A 21,932-nucleotide genomic window follows, 5' to 3' on the forward strand; every position below is an offset into this window, starting at 1 on the left:
GACTGTTTATCCGACATTTTGGAGGCTTCGTGAAATACGAACTAATTAAAAAAGACGGCGTCGCTCGTCGTGGACGCTTAACCTTTAAGCGTGGATCGGTTGAAACCCCTGCATTTATGCCGGTGGGTACTTATGGTACTGTTAAAGGTATGACGCCAGAAGAAGTGAAAGATACTGGTGCGGAAATTTTGTTGGGTAACACTTTCCACTTATGGCTTCGTCCTGGTCAAGAGATCATGAAATTACATGGTGATTTGCATGACTTCATGAACTGGCAAGGCCCTATTTTGACCGATTCAGGCGGCTTCCAAGTATTTAGCTTAGGTAAAATGCGCAAAATTACCGAAGAAGGCGTGCACTTTCGCAATCCTGTAAATGGTGATCGAATTTTTATGGACGCAGAAAAGTCGATGGAAATTCAAAAAGATCTAGGCTCTGACATCGTAATGATTTTCGATGAATGTACGCCATATCCTGCTACCTATGAAGAAGCGCGTAAGTCGATGGAAATGTCATTACGCTGGGCACAACGTAGTCGTGACCATTTCGATAAGCTTGAAAATCCAAATTCTCTATTCGGAATCGTTCAAGGTGGTGTGTACGGTGATTTACGTGACGTTTCAGTCAAAGGCTTAACGGAAATTGGCTTTGATGGTTACGCGGTGGGTGGTCTTGCGGTAGGTGAACCGAAAGAAGATATGCACCACATGTTAGAGCATACTTGCCCACAACTACCGGAAGACAAACCTCGTTACTTAATGGGAGTTGGCAAACCGGAAGATTTAGTTGAAGGTGTACGTCGTGGTATTGATATGTTCGACTGTGTGATGCCAACTCGAAATGCGCGTAACGGGCATCTGTTTGTAACAGGTGGCGTAATTAAGATTCGTAATGCGTCACATAAAACGGATACATCACCGCTTGATCCACAGTGTGATTGTTACACTTGTAAAAATTACTCAAAGTCTTATTTACATCATCTTGATCGTTGTAACGAGATTTTAGGTGCGCGTTTAAACACTATTCATAATCTTCGTTATTATCAACGTTTAATGGCAAGCATTCGCCTTGCAATTGATGAAGATCGTTTTGAAGAATTTGTACAAGAGTTTTATGCTCGTCGTGATCGAGAAGTACCACCACTACAAAAAGAACTACGAATGAGTGATTCATCACAATAACATCGTATTTTAAGTGAGGTAAGCGGCTCTTTGCCTTGAAAAAAGTAGAGAGCACCCCAATCTAAAACCAAATTATCAAAATCAGAAAAAGGAAATGTTTTAATGAGCTTATTTATTTCAGAAGCACACGCTGCAAGTGCTGGCCCAACTGGCGGTGGTATGGAAATGTTCATCATGCTTGGTATGTTTGCGTTGATCTTTTATTTTATGATCTACCGCCCTCAAGCAAAACGAGTAAAAGAGCATAAAAACTTAATGGCTGCGATGTCAAAGGGTGATGAAGTGATTACTGGTGGTGGCCTTGTAGGTAAAATCGTTAAGATTTCTGACGATAACGACTACATCCTACTAGCTTTAAATGAAAACAATGAAGTAACAATCAAGAAAGATTTCGTTACGGCTGTGCTACCTAAGGGTACACTTAAATCTCTTTAATTATAGTTAGCTATAAAAGCTAAAGGATACCCGCTGTGCTAAACCGTTACCCGTTATGGAAGTATCTGATGGTGGCTACTGCCATCTTAATCAGCGCGCTCTATGCCCTTCCAAATATTTACGGTGAAGATCCTGCGGTACAAGTCACTGGGGCGCGCGGCGCCTCAGTTGACATGTCTACACTGGATTCTATTAATACCGTATTAAAAGAAAACGATCTTGAAACACAGTCTGTTGCACTAGAAAATGGTTCTGTTCTCATTCGTTTCAAAGATACTGACTCTCAAATCAGTGCTCGCGATGTAATCAGCCAATCTATGGGTAAAGATTATATCGTTGCGTTAAACCTTGCCCCAGCGACACCGAACTGGCTTGACTCAATCGGTGCTACCCCAATGAAGCTTGGCCTTGATTTACGTGGTGGCGTTCACTTCTTAATGGAAGTGGATATGGATGCTGCGATGGAAAAACTCGTTGGCCAACAAGAAGAATCTTTCCGTAGTGATCTTCGTGATGAACGTATTCGCTACCGTGCTATTCGACCTTCAGGTAAAGATGCTGTTGAAGTGGTTTTACGTAATGAAGAACAGCTTGATCAAGCGAAAAGTATTCTTTCCGATAAGTATCGCGATATGGTGTTTATTGAAGGTAAAAACAATACATTGATCGCTAAGTTTAATGAAGCTCGCTTACTTGAAATCCGTAACTACGCGGTTGAGCAAAATATTACGATTTTACGTAACCGTGTTAATGAACTAGGTGTTGCTGAACCACTTGTTCAACGTCAAGGTGCAAGCCGCATTGTCGTTGAATTACCAGGTGTTCAAGACACTGCGCGTGCTAAAGAAATTCTTGGTGCCACCGCAACGCTTGAATTCCGTCAGGTTGATGATAAAGCTGATTTGGCTGCCGCTGCCGCAGGTCGTGTACCAGCGGGTAGTGAAGTTAAATTTGATAAAGATGGCCGTCCGGCTGTACTGAAAAAGCGTGTAATTCTTGGCGGTTCAAGTATTACTGATGCAAGCTCTAGTACCGATGAGTATGGTCGCCCTCAAGTAAATATTTCTCTTGATAGCGAAGGCGGCAATAAAATGGCTGACTTCTCGAAGAAAAATATTGGCAAGTTAATGGCGACAGTCTTTACAGAATATAAAGACAGCGGTAAACGTACACCAGAAGGTAAAGTGGTATTGGCTAAACACGAAGAAGTGATTAACCAAGCAACCATCCAATCTGCTCTAGGCCGTAGCTTCCGTATTACTGGTATTGATTCAGCAGCTGAAGCGCATAACTTAGCACTATTATTACGTGCTGGTGCTTTGATTGCACCTATTTCAATTGTAGAAGAACGCACCATTGGTCCATCAATGGGGCAACAAAATATTGATAAAGGTATTCAAGCTTGTGTTTGGGGTATGGTGGCAGTAATGCTATTTACTCTGATCTATTACCGTCGATTTGGCTTTATTGCCAATATGGCATTAATGGCTAACTTAGTGTTAATTATTGGTGTGATGTCGTTGATTCCTGGGGCAACAATGACCCTGCCGGGTATTGCTGGTATCGTATTAACAGTTGGTATGGCAGTGGATGCGAACGTTCTTATCTTTGAGCGGATACGTGAAGAGCTAAAAGAAGGGCGTAGTCCTCAACAAGCGATCCACCAAGGTTATGCTAATGCCTTTAGTACCATTGCAGATGCAAACATTACCACGCTTATCACAGCAATTATTCTATTTGCAGTGGGGACTGGTGCGATTAAAGGCTTTGCGGTTACTCTGTCTATCGGTATTTTAACGTCTATGTTTACCGCTATCATTGGCACACGTTGTGTGGTTAACCTGATGTATGGCGGCAAACGTAATATCAAGAAATTGTCGATCTAAGGAAGAGTCATGTTTCAAATATTGAAAGCTAACAAAGCGATCGACTTTATGAGTTGGTCTAAGTTTGCCTTTGTGTTCTCTGGACTAATGATCGCAGCATCTTTGTTTACCATTTCAACTAAATGGTTTAACTGGGGGCTAGATTTTACCGGTGGTACTTTGATTGAGGTGTCATTTGAACATCCAGCCAACCTGCCGGTGCTACGTGAATCACTAGCTAAAGATGGCTTTGCCGATGCTACTGTTCAAAATTTTGGTTCTGCGCATGATGTGATGGTGCGTATGCGTCCACGGGAAGATGCAAAAGGTGAAGTCATTGGTAACCAAGTCCTTGAATCATTAAAACAAGGTACTGGTGATCAAGTAACACTTAAGCGTATTGAATTCGTTGGACCTAACGTTGGCGATGAGTTAGCCGAAGCGGGGGGGTTAGCGATTCTGATTTCTCTCCTTTGTATCTTAATGTATGTATCGATGCGTTTTGAGTGGCGTTTGTCTGCGGGGGCGGTATTATCACTCGCACACGATGTCACCATTACTCTCGGTATCTTCTCATTGCTACAAATTGAGATTGATTTGACCATCGTGGCAGCCTTGTTGACGGTAGTCGGTTACTCACTTAACGATACCATCGTAGTATTTGACCGTATCCGTGAGAACTTTCGTAAGATGCGTAATGGTCTACCGGGCGATATCATGAACTATTCAATCACTCAGACATTGAGCCGTACTTTGATTACATCTGGTACCACTTTGTTTGTGGTTATTGCTTTGTTCACTCAAGGTGGGGCGAATATTCACGGTTTTGCACTAGCATTATTGCTTGGTATTACTGTAGGTACTTACTCGTCAATTTACGTAGCTTCTGCACTAGCATTGAAACTAGGCTTAACACGTGAGCACTTGATGCCAACACAAGTTGAGAAAGAAGGTGCTGATCAAGAGTCAATGCTCCCTTAATTGGATATCAGCTCAAAAACAAAGGCTTTGGATTTTGGTTCAAAGCCTTTTTTATATTGAGTAACGCACAAACAAAAACGCCCGCAGAATATCAGCGGGCGTTTCTTCTATTCAATAGATATCCATCAAAGGATGAATTATTTCATCATACCTTCGTTAGAATGTTCACGAACGTGTTTTAAGATATGTTTCACACCACGTGCACTTGAAGCAACTAAGTTACCAGAAGCTAAGTAGTTAGTACCGCCAGCAAAATCAGTTAAGATAGCACCTGCTTCACGAGCGATAAGTTCACCTGCTGCGATATCCCAAGGCTTCAAGCCAAGTTCAAAGTAACCATCAACACGACCAGATGCTAAGTAACATAAATCTAGAGCTGCAGAACCAGTACGACGGAAGTCTGAACATTCTGTGAATAGGCCACCAACGATTTTTACGAAGCTTTCAGCGTGTTGTTTTTGTTTAAATGGGAAGCCAGTAGCAAGAATAGCACCATTCAAATCTTTAATAGGGTTAATACGTAGACGAGCGTTGTTTAACTGTGCGCCAGAACCACGTTGAGCGGTAAATAGCTCATTACGAATTGGATCGTAAACACAAGCAACTTCAGTTTTACCGCGCATACGTACAGCAATTGATACTGAGAAGTGAGGGAAACCTTTTACAAAGTTATTAGTGCCATCCAGTGGGTCAATGATCCATTGAACATCAGTATCTTTACCTTCGATAGAACCACCTTCTTCACCTACGATGCAGTGATCAGGGTAAGACTTCTTGATAGTATCGATAATCAGTTGTTCTGCTTCTTTGTCGACGTTTGTGACAAAGTCGTTCTGACCTTTTTGAGTAGATTCAATCTTGTCAGTATTTTCTAATGATTTTGCAATATGGTTGCCAGCCATTCGTGCAGCACGAATAGCGATATTTAGCATAGGATGCATATAATTTTCCCAACGGATGTTAAAGAACGAAAAAAGCGGCGTGCAGTATACCAGAGTTTCTTTAAATAGAAAGCGTCTATTTTTTGTTCACTCGTAAATTGTCTCGATTAAGGTTGCATTTATTTGGTTTGGAATATGGTATTATTCAGTGAATTTTCACTATGACGAAGACTGCAATGTTAGACAACGTAAAAGTAATTTTAGTCGGTACCTCACATTCTGGGAATATAGGTTCTGCGGCAAGAGCAATGAAGGTGATGGGGCTAACCGAATTAGTCTTAGTGGCACCACAGTGTCAAGTTGATGAACAGACACTTTCTTTAGCATCTGGTGCTGGTGATGTAGCGGAAAATGCTCGCATTGTAGAAAGCTTAGATGAAGCTGTGTCAGACTGCGCATTAGTGGTTGGATCAAGTGCTCGTTCTCGTACGCTTGAATGGCCAATGCTTGAACCTCGTGAGTGTGGTGAAAAATTTATTCAAGAAGCTGAAAAAGGCAAAGTCGCTTTAGTGTTTGGTCGTGAAAGAACCGGGCTAACCAATGAAGAACTACAAAAGTGTCATTATCATGTTTGTATTCCGGCAAACCCTGAATATAGCTCGCTTAATTTAGCGATGGCAGTACAAACTTTAAGCTATGAGATCCGTATGGCTTGGCTTAACAAACAAGCAGGGCAATATCCAGAAGCCGTCGCTGAAGAATACCCAAGACATAAAGAATTGGAATTATTTTATCAACACCTTGAAAACACTATCTTGAATACCCAATTTATCTCTCAAGGTAAGCCAAATTTGGTGATGAATAAATTACGTCGCCTGTTTAGTCGTGCACGTCCTGAAATCCAAGAATTAAACATGTTAAGAGGTATTCTAACCTCGATTGAAAAGTCTATTCCTGAGAAAAAATAGTTACTTATAAATACCCGACTAAAATGGTCAAATGAATACTTGACCATTTTAGTCAGGTATGAAATCATAGTTCCCATATACTTACTGTGGGTACGGTGCATATGAGACTTACATCAAAAGGAAGATACGCGGTAACAGCAATGTTGGATGTAGCTTTACATTCAAATCAAGGGCCTGTGCCGTTAGCGGATATTTCGGAACGCCAAGGGATTTCACTATCTTACTTGGAGCAACTTTTTTCACGATTACGTAAAGCTGGATTAGTAGCGAGCGTACGTGGTCCAGGTGGTGGTTACCGCCTAGGTATCGAAGCGGATCAGATCGCAGTCGGTACTGTGATTTCAGCCGTTGATGAATCGGTTGATGCAACAAAATGTCAAGGTAAAGGCGATTGCCAAGGTGGCGTACGCTGCTTAACTCACACCCTGTGGCATGATTTAAGTGCTCGCATTAGTGAGTTCTTAGATGGTATTACGCTTGGTGAACTTATGATGAACAATGAAGTTCTTGATATCACCGAACGCCAGAATATAGAACTAATAGTGAATAACAGCTTTGGTAATAAAAATTACACTTCAGAAAAGAGTGATAAAGCGGGCACTGTTGGTATGAATGCTCATCTTTAACGTGAGCGAAAAGTTTTTACATTGGAGTAAAGAATGAAACTGCCTATTTATTTTGACTATTCAGCGACATGTCCGGTTGACCAACGTGTGGCGGAAAAAATGGTTCAATTTATGACGATGGATGGCACCTTTGGTAATCCTGCATCACGTTCTCACCGATTTGGTTGGCAGGCAGAAGAAGCGGTTGATCATGCTCGTGAGCAAATTGCAGACATCTTAAATGCAGACCCACGTGAAATTGTATTTACTTCTGGTGCGACAGAATCAGATAACCTTGCGATTAAAGGTGCTGCGCACTTTTATGGTAAGCAAGGCAAACATATCATCACTTGTAAAACTGAGCATAAAGCTGTACTAGACCCATGTCGTCAGCTAGAGCGTGAAGGTTATGAAGTGACTTATCTTGAGCCGGAAAGTACTGGCTTAATTGATATTGAGAAGTTTAAAGCAGCACTACGTGAAGATACGGTTTTAGTTTCTATCATGCACGTCAACAATGAAATCGGTGTGATTCAAGATATCGAAGCGATTGGTGAATTATGTCGTGCAAACAAAACGATCTTTCATGTCGATGCAGCACAATCAGCAGGTAAACTACCTATTGATACCAAAGCATTAAAAGTTGATTTACTCTCTTTATCGGCGCATAAAATTTATGGCCCTAAAGGTATCGGTGCACTTTATATTCGCCGTAAACCGCGTATTCGTTTAGAAGCACAAATGCATGGTGGTGGTCATGAACGTGGTTTCCGTTCTGGTACTCTAGCAACTCATCAAATTGTTGGTATGGGTGAAGCTTTTGCTGTTGCTAAACAAGATATGCAAAAAGATTACGACCATGCATTAGCACTGCGTAATCGCTTGTTAGATGGCATCAAAGATATGGAAGCTGTGACAATTAATGGCGATCTTGAGCAACGTCTACCACACAACTTAAATGTAAGCTTTGCATTTGTTGAAGGTGAATCATTATTGATGGCACTAAAAGATCTTGCGGTATCTTCGGGTTCTGCATGTACATCTGCCAGCCTTGAGCCTTCGTACGTATTACGTGCACTAGGGCTAGATGATGAATTAGCACACAGCTCAGTTCGTTTCTCTTTTGGTCGTTTTACGACAGAAGAAGAAATTGACTATGCCGTTAAACAAATTCGTGTAGCAGTAGACAAACTCCGTGACATGTCACCATTATGGGACATGTACAAAGAAGGGATTGATTTGAACACCGTTGAGTGGGCTCATCATTAATCTCAAGGAAGTAGAGGATTCGAGGTAAACATTATGGCGTATAGCGAAAAAGTAATTGAACATTATGAGAACCCACGTAACGTTGGTTCTTTTGATAAAGAAGATCCTTCTATCGGTAGCGGTATGGTAGGTGCTCCAGCTTGTGGTGACGTAATGAAACTGCAAATTAAAGTATCACCAGAAGGCATTATCGAAGATGCGAAATTTAAAACCTATGGTTGTGGTTCTGCCATTGCATCAAGCTCATTAGTAACCGAGTGGGTTAAAGGCAAAAGCCTAGATGAAGCGGCTTCAATTAAAAACGCTGAAATCGCAGAAGAATTGGCATTGCCACCAGTAAAAGTCCACTGTTCAATTCTTGCAGAAGATGCAATTAAAGCGGCAGTGTCGGATTATAAAAAGAAACATCAACAATAATGTGAAATCAGGGGAAGGGTCCCCTTTCCTTGTTTTACTTAGGCATCTTTTTAATTTTTTACTCTATTTATTGATATTCACAAGGTTGCAGTATGGCCATTACCATGACAGACGCGGCAGCAAATCGCGTAAGAACATTCTTGGAAAACCGAGGCAAGGGCATTGGTCTTCGTTTAGGTGTTAGAACTACTGGGTGTTCAGGTATGGCGTATGTTTTAGAGTTTGTTGATCAACTAAACGAAGAAGATCAAACTTTTGAACATGATGGGGTAAAGATTATTATTGATCCTAAAAGTTTAGTTTACCTTGATGGCACCGAACTTGATTTCGTCAAAGAGGGGCTAAATGAAGGCTTTCAGTTTAATAACCCTAATGTGAAAGGTGAGTGTGGTTGTGGTGAAAGCTTCAACGTATAACCCTTCATGATAGGTACGATGGCACTCTAATTAGGGTGCCATTGCCATTTTAAGACGTCAATCATGTGTGAATACCATGTAACTGACTAGCATTAGGTCCGAGTTATTACCATGAACCATTTTGAATTATTTGGCTTACCGAATCAGTTTGAGTTAGATAATAATACTTTGTCGGAAACGTTCCGTGATCTGCAACGTCGTTTTCATCCAGATAAGTTTGCCTCTGCTTCTGAGCGAGATCGATTAATGGCTGTGCAGAAAGCGGCAGAAATTAACGACGCCTATCAAACCTTAAAGTCTCCTATTTCTCGAGCAGAATATATCCTTGTTCTACAAGGTGTTGATATTCGAGCTGAACAGCAGACAATGAGTGATTCAATGTTCTTAATGGAACAGATGGAATTGCGAGAAGAAATTGAAACTATCGCTCAATCTGATGAGCCAGAAAGTGCTTTATTTGATTTTGATAGTAAAGTTCAAAAAATGTATCAGCAGCAACTCGTACAATTAAAATCACAGCTTGAAAATGAGCAGTGGGATAATGCTGCAGATGGCGTTCGAAAGCTTAAGTTTGTTAATAAATTAAGATATGAAATCGAGCAACTTGAAGATAAGTTGCTTGGCTAAAGCTTTGGAGTTAAAGCTAAAGCTCGTTTAATCTCTATTAGCCAATATAGAAAGGATAGTTCCGAATATGCTACTTCAAATTGCAGAACCTGGTCAAAGTGCAGCACCACATGAGCATAAGTTCGCCGTAGGGATTGATTTAGGTACTACCAACTCTCTTGTTGCCGCAGTAAGAAGTGGCTCATGCACTCCTTTGGTTGATGAAAACCAAAAAGCGATTTTGCCTTCAGTGGTCCATTACTCTCAAGATGGTGTGTCTGTCGGCGTGCAGGCAAAACAAAAAGCGCAACAAGATCCCCAAAATACTATTAGTTCAGTGAAACGTCTTATTGGTCGTTCACTTGATGACGTGCAATCTCGTTACTCTGATCTACCTTATCAATTTCAAGCCAGTGACAACGGTCTACCACTTATTCAAGTGCCTACGGGCTTAGTCAATCCTATTCAGGTTTCGAGTGAAATTTTAAAAAGCTTAGTTGAACGAGCAGAAAGCACTTTAGCTCATGAGATCGAAGGCGTTGTGATCACCGTTCCTGCTTATTTTGATGATGCTCAGCGCGCGGGCACTAAAGATGCTGCCGAGTTAGCCGGATTGAAAGTACTTCGTTTATTAAATGAACCAACTGCCGCGGCGATAGCTTATGGTTTAGATTCAGGTCAAGAAGGTGTGATTGCAGTTTATGACCTAGGTGGTGGTACTTTTGATATCTCATTACTACGTCTATCAAAAGGTGTATTTGAAGTGCTGGCTACCGGCGGCGATTCTGCACTAGGTGGTGATGACTTTGATGATCTATTATTAGGTTATTTTAAACAGCAAGTTGGTCAGCTTGATAAATTAAGCGCCGAGCAACACCGAGTGTTATTGGATGCGGCAACTCAAGCTAAAATCGGTTTGTCAGATAATGAACAAGTGAGTGTAGAAGTGCTGGGACAAACCATCACATTAACTCGTGAACAATTTAATGACATTATTCAACCACTAGTTAAAAGGACCTTACTATCGTGCCGTAGAGCATTAAAAGATGCCGATGTGACTGCGGAAGATGTTGGTGAAGTTGTGATGGTAGGTGGTTCAACTCGTACTCCACTTGTTCGTACTATGGTTGGAGAGTTTTTCGGCCGTACACCTCTAACTAGCATTAACCCAGATGAGGTTGTAGCAATTGGTGCTGGTATTCAAGCGGATATCTTAGTTGGTAACAAACCTGATTCAGACATGCTGTTATTGGATGTGATCCCCCTTTCTCTTGGTATTGAAACCATGGGAGGCTTAGTTGAGAAAATCATTCCACGCAATACCACTATTCCAGTGGCTAAAGCACAAGAGTTCACCACATTCAAAGATGGTCAAACCGCTATGTTGGTTCACGTCGCACAAGGTGAACGTGAAATGGTTGATGACTGTCGTTCATTAGCTCGTTTTACTCTGAACGGTATTCCACCAATGAAAGCGGGCGCTGCGCATATCCGAGTGACTTATCAAGTTGATGCTGACGGATTGCTTTCAGTGACTGCAATGGAGAAGAGCACTGGTGTACAAGCCGATATCCAAGTGAAACCTTCTTACGGCTTAAGTGATACTGAAATCGCCGACATGCTGAGATCATCAATGACTCATGCCAAAGAAGATATGCAAGCTCGTGCGTTAGCGGAACAGAAAGTTGAAGCTGATCGAGTGATTGAAGGCCTGCTTGTAGCTTTGCAAGAAAATGGTGAAGATCTACTAAGTAAGGAAGAATACTTAGCATTAGAAAACTCAGTAAGAACCTTGATCCAACTACGTAACGGCCAAGATGCTGATGCGATTGAGCAAGGAATTAAAGAGACTGACAAAGCAAGCCAAGACTTTGCATCACGTCGAATGGATGTATCAATTCGCGCGGCATTATCCGGGCAGTCAGTCGATAATATTTAATGAATGGGTATTGGTTAAAAGTACCTAACCAGTTGCATAGACAATATATTATAAGTAAAGAAAACTTATAATAACTCTATTGAAGTAGGATGGATTATGCCTAAGATTGTTGTATTACCTCACGAAGATTTATGTCCAGAAGGTGCTGTATTAGAAGCGAAAACAGGGGAATCTGTATTAGATGTCGCATTAAAAAATGGCATTGGTATTGAGCATGCTTGTGAAAAATCATGTGCCTGTACAACTTGTCATATTGTGATTCGTGAAGGCTTTGATTCATTAGAAGAAAGTGAAGAATTAGAAGATGATATGTTAGATAAAGCATGGGGCCTGGAGCCTGAATCTCGTTTAGGCTGTCAGGCGAAAGTCGCCGAACAAGATTTGGTGGTTGAAATTCCTCGCTATACCATTAACTTAGCATCGGAAAATCATTAATACTACTGGTAGCAAGGAGCAGAACATGGGATTAAAATGGACGGATTCACAAGATATTGCCATTGAACTCGCGGATAAATTTCCAGATCTCGATCCTCAAACGGTACGTTTTACGGATATGCACCAATGGATCACTGAGCTTGAGGATTTTGATGACGAGCCAAGTCGTTCCAATGAAAAAATCTTAGAAGCTATTTTGCTTTGTTGGTTAGATGAAATTTAACGCTAGATAACACATTAGAGTTTCATTTATAGAAAGCTTCTTCGGAGGCTTTTATTTTGTCACTAGCATATAAATTACTTTAGAGAAAAACTGATTAGATTTTCAGCAAAGAAAGGTCAAAGTCACAAGTTATCATGGCTATTATGATACTTGTGATGAATCGCATTATGATATAGCTTAACTTTATACCCTTCGTACTTGAAGTTGCAGCTTTGTTGAAAGCGTTCATTCGCCCGACTGCAACTCCAATTACTTTGAGTATAGCTCTTATGTATATACCCAAATAATTTAAAGGTGCGAGTTTAGAGGGCAAATTTGTACTCGCTATCTTCTCAAATAATGACAGCCTATTTGCTTTTAAGGGCTCCCCGGACATTTAGGTAAGGAGTAAAAATGTCAACACAACTATCAGTGAGTATTACTCGTGAAGAGGCTCCATCTCAATGGGGCGAAAAGGCACTACTTTCTTTTTCGGCCGAAGGTGCGATTGTTCACCTACCATCAGCATCTGATTTTGATTCGGCACAACGTGCAGCACGCAAACTTGACTCACAAGGTATTAAACATGTTGAGCTAACAGGTGAAGACTGGGATTTGGAAATGATCTGGGCTTTCGTTCAAGGTTTCCGTTCTTCTAAAAAAGGAAATACCGTTACTTGGCCTCAGTTAGATAACGAAGAACAACTAGAGTTAGAAGCGCGCATTAAGGTGACGGATTGGGTTCGTGACATTATTAATAAAAGTGCCGAAGAAGTGGCACCTCGTCAATTGGCCACGATGGCGGGCGAGTTTATTAAATCTTTAGCTCCAGAAGGCAGTGTTAACTACAAGATCGTAAAAGATAAAGATCTACTAACCGAAGGCTGGGAAGGAATCTATGCAGTAGGTCGTGGCTCTGAGCGCACCTCTGCTATGTTACAACTCGACTTTAACCCAACAGGCGATGCTGACGCGCCTGTCTATGCATGTTTAGTCGGTAAAGGCATCACGTTTGATTCGGGCGGTTATAGTATTAAACCATCGGGTTTTATGGATTCAATGAAAGCTGATATGGGCGGCTCTGGTACTATTACTGGTGGACTAGCATTAGCTATTGCTCGCGGATTGAATAAGCGCGTAAAACTCATTTTATGCTGCGCGGAGAATATGATTTCTGGCCGAGCATTAAAATTGGGCGACATTATTACTTATAAAAATGGCAAAACCGTTGAAGTAATGAATACTGATGCGGAAGGCCGACTAGTATTAGCTGATGGCTTAATGTACGCCAGTGAGCAAAAACCAAAACTGATTATTGATTGTGCTACTTTAACCGGCGCAGCCAAAAACGCTTTAGGTAACGATTATCACGCTCTACTTACTTTCGATAACAAGCTAGCACAGAAAGCGCTAAAAAGTGCGGAGCAGGAATCAGAAGGCTTGTGGCAATTACCATTAGCTGATTTCCATCGTAACATGTTGCCATCAAACTTTGCTGATATGTCGAATATCTCGTCAGCGGCGTATAGTCCAGGTGCAAGTACAGCAGCAGCCTTTTTGTCTTACTTTGTTGAAGACTATAAAAAAGGTTGGTTACATTTTGATTGTGCCGGTACTTACCGTAAATCATCAAGTGACAAATGGTCAGCTGGAGCGACAGGGATGGGCGTAAGAACGTTAGCTAGAATTTTGATTGATCAAGCAAAATAACGACAATATAAAGCTTAGAGGGAGTGATTTTCTCCTTCTAGCTAACAATGATAAAAATAAGAGTAAAGGATTTTATATGGCTTTAGAAAGAACATTTTCAATCATCAAGCCTGATGCCGTTGAACGTAACCTGATTGGCGCTATTTATCAACGAATGGAAAAAGCTGGACTGTCTATCGTTGCTGCTAAAATGGTGCATTTGACTGCAGAGCAAGCAAGTGGTTTTTATGCTGAGCATGAAGGCAAACCGTTTTTTGAGCCGTTAAAAGAATTTATGACATCTGGACCGATTATGGTGCAAGTATTGGAAGGTGAAAATGCTATTGCTCGTTACCGTGAACTAATGGGAAAAACCAACCCAGAAGAAGCGGCTTGTGGCACTTTACGTGCAGATTATGCACTTAGCATGCGTCATAATTCAGTTCATGGTTCAGATAGCCCTGAATCGGCAGCACGTGAGATCGAATACTTCTTCCCTCAATCGGAAATCTGCCCACGATAATTACACGTTTATTCAGATAGATAAAGTTCCACTATACTAAAGAGACCTGATATTAAGGTCTCTTTTTTATGTGTGATTTAATCGGTAAGGCTGAACAAACCTTGTTGTGAATGTATAAACCCTGTACAATTCGCGCCCTTATTTATCGTTCCATTAGTGAGAAAACCATGACCATGACAAAAGTAAATCTGCTGGATTTTGACCGTAAAGGTATGCGCCAGTTTTTTACCGAAGAGCTGAATGAAAAGGCATTTCGCGCCGATCAGATCATGAAATGGATCTATCATTTTGGTTGTGATGATTTCTCACAAATGAGTAATATCAATAAAGCCCTTAAAACCAAGTTAGAAGCACGTTGTGAAATTCGTGCGCCTTATGTATCCGAAGCTCAACATTCTACTGATGGTACAATCAAATGGGCTATGCGTGTCGGCGATCAAGATGTCGAGACAGTTTACATTCCTGATGGCGATCGCGCGACATTATGTGTGTCATCTCAAGTTGGTTGTGCATTAGCTTGTACTTTTTGCTCAACGGCGCAACAAGGCTTTAATCGTAACTTAAAAGTGTCAGAAATTGTTGGCCAAATTTGGCGTGCATCACGTGAAATTGGCTTAGAGAAAGTCACTGGTCGTCGTCCGATTACCAACGTGGTAATGATGGGAATGGGTGAGCCGTTACTGAACATGAAAAACTTGATGCCATCACTGGAGATCATGCTAGACGATCTTGGTTTTGGATTATCGAAACGTCGTGTGACAGTATCAACCTCAGGTGTGGTATCTGGCCTTGACCAAATGACTGGAAACATCGATGTGGCGCTTGCGATCTCATTGCATGCGCCTAATGATGAATTGCGTAGTCAGATTATGCCAATTAACGATCGCTGGGATATTCAAGATTTCTTAGAATCAGTTCGTCGTTATATTGCCACTTCAAATGCCAACCGAGGTAAAGTGACGATTGAATATGTTTTACTCGATCATGTTAATGATGATATGGAACATGCTAGGCAGCTCGCAGACTTACTAAAAGATACCCCTGCAAAAATTAATTTAATTCCATTTAACCCTTATCCTGGGTCACCATACAAGAAGCCGAGTAATTCTCGCATTGATCGTTTTATGAAAACCTTAATGCAATACGATTACACGGTGACGGTGCGTAAAACTCGTGGTGATGATATTGATGCGGCATGTGGTCAGCTTGTCGGAGATGTGATCGATCGAACAAAACGTACAAAGCAAAAGCAGCATGGGGAACCTATTCCAGTAAAAGCCGTCTAATAAGTATAGATGGCATTGGTTCCCACTCCTGAATTAGGTGGAATCCAATGTTTTCTATAAAAAAGTTAGTTTTTACTTTAGTAGTTAGTTTCTTAGTTGGTTGTGTTACAGTGACTGACAAGCCAAACACTGCTAAATTTGATAATATAAAAGCGTCGGAAGCAAGAATCTCATTAGGTTTGGGATACTTGGAAGAAGGCAATATGGTTAAAGCTCGAGAAAACCTTGAGATAGCAGTTAAATATGCACCATCTTATTACCGAGCTTTGAATTCGGTAGCGTATTTTTATCAAAGAGTTGGTGAATATGAATTAGCTGAAGAGGCTTATGAAGATGCATTGGATAGTTCTCCTAACAATGGAGATGTCTTAAATAACTACGGTGCATTTTTATGTCGACAAGGCGAATACAAAAAAGCGGATGAATTTTTTAACCGCGCGATAGAGCAACCTTATTATTACTTAGTCGCAGCAAGTTATGAAAATGCTGGTTTATGCGCCCTCAAAAGTGGTAATAAGGAGAAGGCAAGGAATTATTTCTCTCGTGCTCTTGATCATGATCCCAGCAGGTCTCAGTCGTTATTACAATTGGCTGAGTTGGAAATCGAAAAGGACGAGTTTTCCAATGCAAGGGGTCGACTATTAAAGTTTAATAAGAGATATGGGTACCGTCCAGTTAGCTTAGGCCTGTTAATAAAACTAGAAAACAAAGCCAATAATCCTGAGCTAGTGTCTAAATATGGCAACATACTTAAGACTAAATACCCAGATTCTGTTCAATATCAGAAGTACAGGAAAAATGAGTACTGAAAATAACGACTTAGAGATAAAATCAAACAATCACAAAATCCTTCCTGGTGAAATATTACGCCAAAGAAGAGAAGAATTAGGGTTAACTCAGAAGGACATTTCTGAACGTTTACGCCTAAAAATATCTGTGATTGAAAACATCGAAAGTAATCATTTCGATAGCCATCATGTAGCCACATTTATTCGTGGCTACTTTCGATCTTACGCTAAGGCCGTTGGTATTAAAGAGAAAGATATTCTTGCTGCTCTAGAAGAATCAGGAAGAGGGCAGCATAAAGAGCAACCTATGCATAGCTTTTCTCAAAAAACTAAGAAACAACAACATGATAACCGTATCATGCGTTTAACTTGGGGGATCTTAGTGATTATTATTGGGATCTCGTCAGTATGGTGGTGGCAGAATCATCAACTTGATACATTATCCCCATCTTCTTTGTCTTCACAGCAGCAAGAAAGCGCTGTGAGTGAGCCTGAACAGCTAGAAGACGCCCCACAAGCTTTTGTTTCAGAAGTGCCGGCTCCTGAAGATGCAACAGCGGAATTATCAACGACATCAGAGCAAGGCTTAGTCGCGACAGACGATAATCTATCTGAAATCGTTACTCAATCAAAAGCGCTAGAAACAGGACAAGTTTCATCGAATGATAATGCAGTTGAATCTTCAGAAACACTGAAATCAGTTCAAGCTGAAAGCCAAGATGCCACTCAAGATTCAGAGCAACAAAAAGCGGATAATGTTCTCGCAATGCACTTTAAAGATGATTGCTGGATACAAGTAAAAGATAGCTCAGGCTCAGTCCTTGCGACTGGACTGAAAAAAACTGGTGACTCTTTAACCTTAACGGGTAAAGCACCTTACTCTATCATTTTAGGCGCTCCTGAAGGGGTGTCTATTTCGTTAGCCGAAGAACCTGTTGATCTTTCTGAGTATACTCCAGGTAAAGTGGCCCGATTGACATTACCGTAGAATTATTATGCAACACGAATCTCCTATTAAACGACGCAAGTCAACCCGTATTTATGTTGGTAACGTGCCTGTTGGCGACGGTGCACCGATTGCTGTTCAGTCAATGACGAACACTCGTACTACTGATGTTGAAGCAACCGTCGCGCAAATTAAAGCACTTGAAAAAGTTGGTGCGGATATTGTTCGCGTATCAGTACCAACCATGGATGCAGCTGAAGCCTTTAAGTTGATTAAACAACAAGTGAATGTTCCTCTTGTTGCTGACATCCATTTTGACTATCGCATCGCGTTAAAAGTAGCGGAATATGGCGTGGATTGTTTGCGAATCAACCCTGGTAATATTGGCAACGAAGAACGTATTCGTGCAGTTGTGGATTGCGCTCGCGACAAAAACATTCCAATTCGAATTGGTGTTAATGGTGGCTCTTTAGAAAAAGAAATCCAACAAAAATATGGCGAACCGACTGCGGAAGCATTAGTGGAATCAGCAATGCGCCATGTGGATATTCTTGACCGCCTTAACTTTGATCAGTTTAAAGTCAGCGTGAAAGCCTCTGATGTATTCCTAGCCGTCGATTCTTATCGTTTATTGGCTAAACAAATTGAGCAACCATTGCACCTAGGGATCACCGAAGCAGGTGGTGCTCGTGCTGGCTCTGTTAAATCAGCGGTTGGCTTAGGTATGCTGTTAGCGGAAGGTATCGGCGATACACTACGTATTTCTCTAGCGGCTAATCCTGTTGAAGAAATTAAAGTTGGCTTCGATATATTGAAGTCGCTGCGTATTCGTTCTCGTGGCATCAACTTCATTGCATGCCCTACCTGTTCTCGTCAAGAATTTGACGTCATTGGTACTGTGAATGCACTAGAAGAACGTTTAGAAGACATCATTACTCCAATGGATGTCTCTATTATCGGTTGTGTGGTTAATGGCCCAGGTGAAGCTGAGGTTTCGCACATGGGTATCGCTGGCGGTAATAAGAAAAGTGCGTTTTATGAAGATGGTAAACGCCAAAAAGAACGCTTTGATAATGATAAAGTTATCGATCAATTAGAAGCAAAAATTCGCGCCAAAGCATCCATGTTAGATAGCAATAACCGTATTGATATCAGCCACATCGATAAATAATCACCTATACGAATATAAACGGTAAAGACTGTGAGTAAAACAATTCAAGCAATTCGAGGCATGAACGACTGCCTTCCGACTCAATCTCCACTGTGGCATAAAGTTGAAGACGCGGTGAAGCGTGTCGTTAGCTCTTATGGATACAGTGAGATCCGTATGCCAATCGTTGAGATGACAAACCTATTCAAGCGTGCGATTGGTGAAGTTACCGATGTGGTTGAAAAGGAAATGTATACCTTTGAAGACCGTAATAGTGATAGTTTAACTCTGCGTCCTGAAGGGACTGCGGGTTGTGTGCGTGCTGGAATTGAAAATGGTTTGATTTATAACCAAGAGCAGCGTTTGTGGTACATGGGCCCAATGTTTCGCCATGAACGTCCACAAAAAGGTCGTTATCGCCAATTCCACCAAGTTGGTGTAGAAGTGTTTGGTTTACAAGGACCAGATGTTGACGCTGAATTGATCATGATGACTGCACGTCTATGGCGTGAGTTGGGGATCGATAAGCACGTTCGCCTTGAATTGAACTCGATTGGCTCTTTAGAAGCTCGTCAACACTACCGTAATGTCTTGATTGAATTTTTAGAGCAGCATATTGAGGTACTGGACGAAGACTGCAAACGTCGTATGTACACCAATCCTCTGCGTGTATTAGATACTAAAAATCCTGAGATCCAAGCGATTTTAGTCGATGTACCTCAACTAGCCGATTATCTTGATGATGATTCAAAAGCTCACTTTGCAGGTCTATGTGAATTACTCGATGCTGCGGGCATTGAATATCAAGTCAATCAACGTTTAGTTCGTGGTTTAGATTATTACAATAAGACTGTTTTTGAGTGGATAACCGAAAGCCTAGGATCACAAGGTACTGTTTGTGGTGGTGGTCGTTATGATGGTCTCGTTGAGCAGCTTGGTGGTAAGCCTGCTCCTGCTGTAGGGTTTGCAATGGGACTTGAGCGTTTAGTCTTAATGTTAGAAACCTTAGAGCTTAATGACACTCGTAAATCGGTTGACGTTTACTTAGTAACAGCAGGTGAAGGTACTTTAGTTAATGGTATGAAGCTTGCTGAACAATTACGAGAATCAGTACCGGGACTTCGTCTGATGACTCACTTTGGTGGCGGTAACTTTAAGAAGCAATTCAAACGTGCAGATAAAGTAGGCGCAACCATTGCACTGGTATTGGGTGAAAATGAAGTGGCCGAGCAAACGGTTGTGGTTAAAGATCTTGCTGGTGGTGAACAACAAACTATGCCACAAGCCGATGTTGCTGTTCATTTAGCTAACATTATTTAATTTATATTGAGTCGATTTATTTAAGAGGACAAGACGTGAGTATCTACGACGCTGATGAAGAACAACAAGTAGAAGCAATTAAAGATTGGTGGCATGCGAACGGTAAAGCTGTGATTATCGGTATTGTTGTTGGTATTGGTGGCATTGTGGGATGGCGTTACTATCAAGACACTCAAACAAAGGCACAAGAAACCGCATCACATGGTTATACCGCCATCGTTTCGAATATTGAAGCGAAAGGTATTGATGCCGCTGCATCAGCACAAGAGTTCATTGATAATAACAATAAAACGTCTTATGCGGTTTTAACAGCATTACAACTAGCAAAAGCACAAATCGATGCTGATAAGCTCGATGATGCACTTACTCAGTTGAAATGGGCTCAAGCTAATACCAAAGATGAAACTTTAACGCCAATTATCGCTTACCGTACTGCACGCGTGCTTGCGGCACAAGGCGAGTATGATAATGCGATTAAAACGGTTTCATCTGTAAAATCAGAAGCTTGGAAGGCAAGAAACCAAGAGCTTATCGGTGATATTTATTTACTAAAGGGCGATAAAGACGCCGCAGTGAAAGCATATACTCAAGCCCAACAAGATGGTTCAACCAATCAAACACTGCAAATTAAACTTGATGATCTTGCAAAGTAAGGGATGTCTTGCATGAAAAAAATGTTTAACCGTAGCTTAGCGATTTCAGCTATTGCACTTGGTATACTCGGCTGTTCTAGCGAAGAAGATACGATTGTGATGGCCCCGCTACCAGTCGTAAATAGCCAATTTACTCCGACAACAGAATGGAGTAGTTCTATCGGTAATGGAGTTGGACATTATTTTTCAAAACTTTCTCCAGTGTATGCTTATGACAAAGTATTTGTTGCAAGCCGAGATGGTGAAGTTAAAGCTCTGGATCCTGAAACTGGAGATACCCTCTGGGAACAAGATTTATCTGAAGATAGCCCCGCTCGTTTATCCGGTGGCTTAACCGCCTCTTATGACAAGTTATATATCGGTACTGAAAATGGCGAAGCATTTGCCCTGTCGGTAGAAGATGGTTCTATTGTTTGGCAACAGAAAGTTGATGGTGAGATCTTAGCAAAGCCACTAGCTGATGAAAGTCTAGTGATGTTGCATACCAGTAAAGGCTCTCTGATTGCTTTAAAGCAAGATTCTGGCGAGAAAGTTTGGGATATCACTAATGAAGTGCCTAACTTAACTTTACGTGGTGATAGTTCTCCCGTGTCTATTTCTGGCGGTGTGTTTTGGGGGATGGCAAATGGTCGTCTTGCTGCAGCCTTGATTCAACGTGGTCAGTTATTGTGGCAACAACCGATTGGTACTCCAAAAGGATCAACAGAAATAGATCGTCTTGTCGATGTTGATGCTAGCCCATTAATTATCGGGGCTAACCTATATGCGGTTGGTGTAAATGGTCAGTTGGTCGCGATTGATTTACGTTCAGGTGCACCAATGTGGAAGCGTACTTATTCTTCTGCAACTGACCTTGCGACTGACGGTAGCCGTATTTTTGTAGTGACTGATAAAGATCATATTTCGGCTGTAGATATCCGTAGTGGCACGGAGATTTGGAGTAATGAATCCCTAGAGTATCGACAGTTAACCGCACCTGTAATGATAGGTAACTACCTTGTCGTGGCGGATGGAGAAGGTTATCTACATTGGCTAGATAGAACGTCAGGTAAATTTGTCGCCCAACAGTTAATTGATGATGAAGGTATCGCGACAGCACCAATTGAAACAGATGATGGCTTTATCATCATAGATCGTGATGGGGGTATAAAGAAAATGCAGATCCCTGAAGGATCGTGATATAATCTGCGCCCCTGATTTTATCAGTATGAGTAATCGGCTCCTATCCAACTCGGATTATAGGAGCCGTTGTTATTCTTAGCTATGGCTATTTTAGCCGTTATCTAAGAATGTTGAATAGATTAAGTAGTTATAGGTAACCATCATGTCGATGATCATTACCTATAACTACTGATGTGATTTTAAAGATTGTAGAGG

Annotated in this window: 23 protein-coding genes; 22 read left to right on the plus strand and 1 reads right to left on the minus strand. The window is 41.3% G+C overall.

What is annotated here, in order from left to right; all coding sequences use genetic code 11:
* The first annotated feature begins 29 nt into the window (after window positions 1–29).
* The 4 genes from tgt to secF all read left to right on the plus strand — a co-directional run bounded on the left by tgt (window position 30) and on the right by secF (window position 4,462).
* Complete coding sequence (gene tgt, locus ACE3G9_RS10840; RefSeq protein WP_417879443.1) at window positions 30–1,181, plus strand: tRNA guanosine(34) transglycosylase Tgt; 1,152 nt, start codon at window positions 30–32, stop codon at window positions 1,179–1,181.
* 102 nt (window positions 1,182–1,283) lie between these two features.
* A complete protein-coding gene (yajC, locus tag ACE3G9_RS10845; protein ID WP_417879442.1) occupies window positions 1,284–1,616 on the plus strand; it encodes a preprotein translocase subunit YajC in 333 nt (110 codons plus the stop codon).
* Window positions 1,617–1,651: 35 nt separating this feature from the next.
* Window positions 1,652–3,502, plus strand: a complete 1,851-nt coding sequence (gene secD / locus ACE3G9_RS10850; protein ID WP_449219121.1) for a protein translocase subunit SecD — start codon at window positions 1,652–1,654, stop codon at window positions 3,500–3,502.
* 9 nt (window positions 3,503–3,511) lie between these two features.
* Window positions 3,512–4,462, plus strand: coding sequence for a protein translocase subunit SecF (gene secF / locus ACE3G9_RS10855; protein WP_417879440.1), 951 nt, complete (start codon window positions 3,512–3,514; stop codon window positions 4,460–4,462).
* 137 nt (window positions 4,463–4,599) lie between these two features.
* On the opposite strand, the gene suhB is transcribed toward secF, so the two are convergent.
* Window positions 4,600–5,403 carry an inositol-1-monophosphatase gene (suhB, locus tag ACE3G9_RS10860; protein WP_144388254.1) on the minus strand — a complete coding sequence of 268 codons (804 nt, stop codon included), beginning with the start codon at window positions 5,401–5,403 and terminating at the stop codon, window positions 4,600–4,602.
* A gap of 176 nt (window positions 5,404–5,579) precedes the next feature.
* On the opposite strand from suhB, the gene trmJ reads away from it, so the two are divergent.
* The 18 genes from trmJ (at window position 5,580) to bamB (ending at window position 21,734) form a co-directional block, all read left to right on the plus strand.
* Window positions 5,580–6,311, plus strand: a complete 732-nt coding sequence (gene trmJ / locus ACE3G9_RS10865) for a tRNA (cytosine(32)/uridine(32)-2'-O)-methyltransferase TrmJ (RefSeq protein WP_449219168.1) — start codon at window positions 5,580–5,582, stop codon at window positions 6,309–6,311.
* Window positions 6,312–6,412: 101 nt separating this feature from the next.
* A complete protein-coding gene (iscR, locus tag ACE3G9_RS10870) occupies window positions 6,413–6,937 on the plus strand; it encodes a Fe-S cluster assembly transcriptional regulator IscR (protein ID WP_417879439.1) in 525 nt (174 codons plus the stop codon).
* A gap of 33 nt (window positions 6,938–6,970) precedes the next feature.
* Complete coding sequence (locus tag ACE3G9_RS10875) at window positions 6,971–8,185, plus strand: IscS subfamily cysteine desulfurase (protein ID WP_449219122.1); 1,215 nt, start codon at window positions 6,971–6,973, stop codon at window positions 8,183–8,185.
* Window positions 8,186–8,218: 33 nt separating this feature from the next.
* Window positions 8,219–8,602, plus strand: coding sequence for a Fe-S cluster assembly scaffold IscU (gene iscU / locus ACE3G9_RS10880; protein WP_089123499.1), 384 nt, complete (start codon window positions 8,219–8,221; stop codon window positions 8,600–8,602).
* A gap of 92 nt (window positions 8,603–8,694) precedes the next feature.
* Window positions 8,695–9,018, plus strand: coding sequence for an iron-sulfur cluster assembly protein IscA (gene iscA / locus ACE3G9_RS10885; RefSeq protein WP_089123498.1), 324 nt, complete (start codon window positions 8,695–8,697; stop codon window positions 9,016–9,018).
* A gap of 111 nt (window positions 9,019–9,129) precedes the next feature.
* Complete coding sequence (gene hscB, locus ACE3G9_RS10890; protein WP_417879437.1) at window positions 9,130–9,645, plus strand: co-chaperone HscB; 516 nt, start codon at window positions 9,130–9,132, stop codon at window positions 9,643–9,645.
* Window positions 9,646–9,712: 67 nt separating this feature from the next.
* The gene (hscA, locus tag ACE3G9_RS10895) at window positions 9,713–11,563 is read left to right on the plus strand and encodes a Fe-S protein assembly chaperone HscA (protein WP_417879436.1); all 1,851 of its coding nucleotides are present in this window, start codon (window positions 9,713–9,715) and stop codon (window positions 11,561–11,563) included.
* 96 nt (window positions 11,564–11,659) lie between these two features.
* The gene (gene fdx, locus ACE3G9_RS10900; RefSeq protein WP_449219123.1) at window positions 11,660–11,998 is read left to right on the plus strand and encodes an ISC system 2Fe-2S type ferredoxin; all 339 of its coding nucleotides are present in this window, start codon (window positions 11,660–11,662) and stop codon (window positions 11,996–11,998) included.
* Window positions 11,999–12,023: 25 nt separating this feature from the next.
* Window positions 12,024–12,221 (plus strand): Fe-S cluster assembly protein IscX, encoded by a 198-nt coding sequence (iscX, locus tag ACE3G9_RS10905; protein ID WP_417879434.1) that lies wholly within the window; start codon window positions 12,024–12,026, stop codon window positions 12,219–12,221.
* Between the two features lie 393 nt (window positions 12,222–12,614).
* Window positions 12,615–13,910 carry an aminopeptidase PepB gene (pepB, locus tag ACE3G9_RS10910; protein ID WP_417879433.1) on the plus strand — a complete coding sequence of 432 codons (1,296 nt, stop codon included), beginning with the start codon at window positions 12,615–12,617 and terminating at the stop codon, window positions 13,908–13,910.
* Window positions 13,911–13,986: 76 nt separating this feature from the next.
* Entirely contained in the window at window positions 13,987–14,412 is a 426-nt protein-coding gene (ndk, locus tag ACE3G9_RS10915; protein WP_237296382.1) for a nucleoside-diphosphate kinase, read from the plus strand.
* A 167-nt stretch (window positions 14,413–14,579) separates the two neighbouring features.
* Window positions 14,580–15,698 (plus strand): bifunctional tRNA (adenosine(37)-C2)-methyltransferase TrmG/ribosomal RNA large subunit methyltransferase RlmN, encoded by a 1,119-nt coding sequence (locus ACE3G9_RS10920; RefSeq protein WP_449219124.1) that lies wholly within the window; start codon window positions 14,580–14,582, stop codon window positions 15,696–15,698.
* Between the two features lie 47 nt (window positions 15,699–15,745).
* Window positions 15,746–16,507, plus strand: a complete 762-nt coding sequence (gene pilW / locus ACE3G9_RS10925) for a type IV pilus biogenesis/stability protein PilW (RefSeq protein ID WP_417879431.1) — start codon at window positions 15,746–15,748, stop codon at window positions 16,505–16,507.
* Window positions 16,497–17,474 carry a cytoskeleton protein RodZ gene (gene rodZ, locus ACE3G9_RS10930; RefSeq protein ID WP_449219125.1) on the plus strand — a complete coding sequence of 326 codons (978 nt, stop codon included), beginning with the start codon at window positions 16,497–16,499 and terminating at the stop codon, window positions 17,472–17,474. The genes pilW and rodZ overlap by 11 nt, the downstream gene beginning before the upstream one ends.
* Window positions 17,475–17,481: 7 nt before the next feature.
* The gene (gene ispG, locus ACE3G9_RS10935) at window positions 17,482–18,603 is read left to right on the plus strand and encodes a flavodoxin-dependent (E)-4-hydroxy-3-methylbut-2-enyl-diphosphate synthase (protein ID WP_417879429.1); all 1,122 of its coding nucleotides are present in this window, start codon (window positions 17,482–17,484) and stop codon (window positions 18,601–18,603) included.
* Window positions 18,604–18,633: 30 nt separating this feature from the next.
* The gene (hisS, locus tag ACE3G9_RS10940) at window positions 18,634–19,902 is read left to right on the plus strand and encodes a histidine--tRNA ligase (protein ID WP_449219126.1); all 1,269 of its coding nucleotides are present in this window, start codon (window positions 18,634–18,636) and stop codon (window positions 19,900–19,902) included.
* 35 nt (window positions 19,903–19,937) lie between these two features.
* Window positions 19,938–20,555 (plus strand): YfgM family protein, encoded by a 618-nt coding sequence (locus ACE3G9_RS10945; RefSeq protein WP_417879427.1) that lies wholly within the window; start codon window positions 19,938–19,940, stop codon window positions 20,553–20,555.
* 12 nt (window positions 20,556–20,567) lie between these two features.
* On the plus strand, window positions 20,568–21,734 hold the full coding sequence (bamB, locus tag ACE3G9_RS10950) for an outer membrane protein assembly factor BamB (protein ID WP_449219127.1): 1,167 nt from the start codon (window positions 20,568–20,570) through the stop codon (window positions 21,732–21,734).
* Window positions 21,735–21,932: the final 198 nt, after the last annotated feature.

Source organism: Vibrio sp. E150_018, assembly GCF_053544035.1.

Coding starts and splice junctions, on each gene's coding strand:
- yajC (WP_417879442.1), top strand. CDS start 1,284: ATGAGCTTATTTATTTCAGAAGCACACGCTGCAAGTGCTGGCCCAACT.
- secF (WP_417879440.1), top strand. CDS start 3,512: ATGTTTCAAATATTGAAAGCTAACAAAGCGATCGACTTTATGAGTTGG.
- suhB (WP_144388254.1), bottom strand. CDS start 5,403: ATGCATCCTATGCTAAATATCGCTATTCGTGCTGCACGAATGGCTGGC.
- trmJ (WP_449219168.1), top strand. CDS start 5,580: ATGTTAGACAACGTAAAAGTAATTTTAGTCGGTACCTCACATTCTGGG.
- iscR (WP_417879439.1), top strand. CDS start 6,413: ATGAGACTTACATCAAAAGGAAGATACGCGGTAACAGCAATGTTGGAT.
- ACE3G9_RS10875 (WP_449219122.1), top strand. CDS start 6,971: ATGAAACTGCCTATTTATTTTGACTATTCAGCGACATGTCCGGTTGAC.
- iscU (WP_089123499.1), top strand. CDS start 8,219: ATGGCGTATAGCGAAAAAGTAATTGAACATTATGAGAACCCACGTAAC.
- iscA (WP_089123498.1), top strand. CDS start 8,695: ATGGCCATTACCATGACAGACGCGGCAGCAAATCGCGTAAGAACATTC.
- hscB (WP_417879437.1), top strand. CDS start 9,130: ATGAACCATTTTGAATTATTTGGCTTACCGAATCAGTTTGAGTTAGAT.
- hscA (WP_417879436.1), top strand. CDS start 9,713: ATGCTACTTCAAATTGCAGAACCTGGTCAAAGTGCAGCACCACATGAG.
- fdx (WP_449219123.1), top strand. CDS start 11,660: ATGCCTAAGATTGTTGTATTACCTCACGAAGATTTATGTCCAGAAGGT.
- iscX (WP_417879434.1), top strand. CDS start 12,024: ATGGGATTAAAATGGACGGATTCACAAGATATTGCCATTGAACTCGCG.
- pepB (WP_417879433.1), top strand. CDS start 12,615: ATGTCAACACAACTATCAGTGAGTATTACTCGTGAAGAGGCTCCATCT.
- ndk (WP_237296382.1), top strand. CDS start 13,987: ATGGCTTTAGAAAGAACATTTTCAATCATCAAGCCTGATGCCGTTGAA.
- ACE3G9_RS10920 (WP_449219124.1), top strand. CDS start 14,580: ATGACCATGACAAAAGTAAATCTGCTGGATTTTGACCGTAAAGGTATG.
- pilW (WP_417879431.1), top strand. CDS start 15,746: ATGTTTTCTATAAAAAAGTTAGTTTTTACTTTAGTAGTTAGTTTCTTA.
- rodZ (WP_449219125.1), top strand. CDS start 16,497: ATGAGTACTGAAAATAACGACTTAGAGATAAAATCAAACAATCACAAA.
- ispG (WP_417879429.1), top strand. CDS start 17,482: ATGCAACACGAATCTCCTATTAAACGACGCAAGTCAACCCGTATTTAT.
- bamB (WP_449219127.1), top strand. CDS start 20,568: ATGAAAAAAATGTTTAACCGTAGCTTAGCGATTTCAGCTATTGCACTT.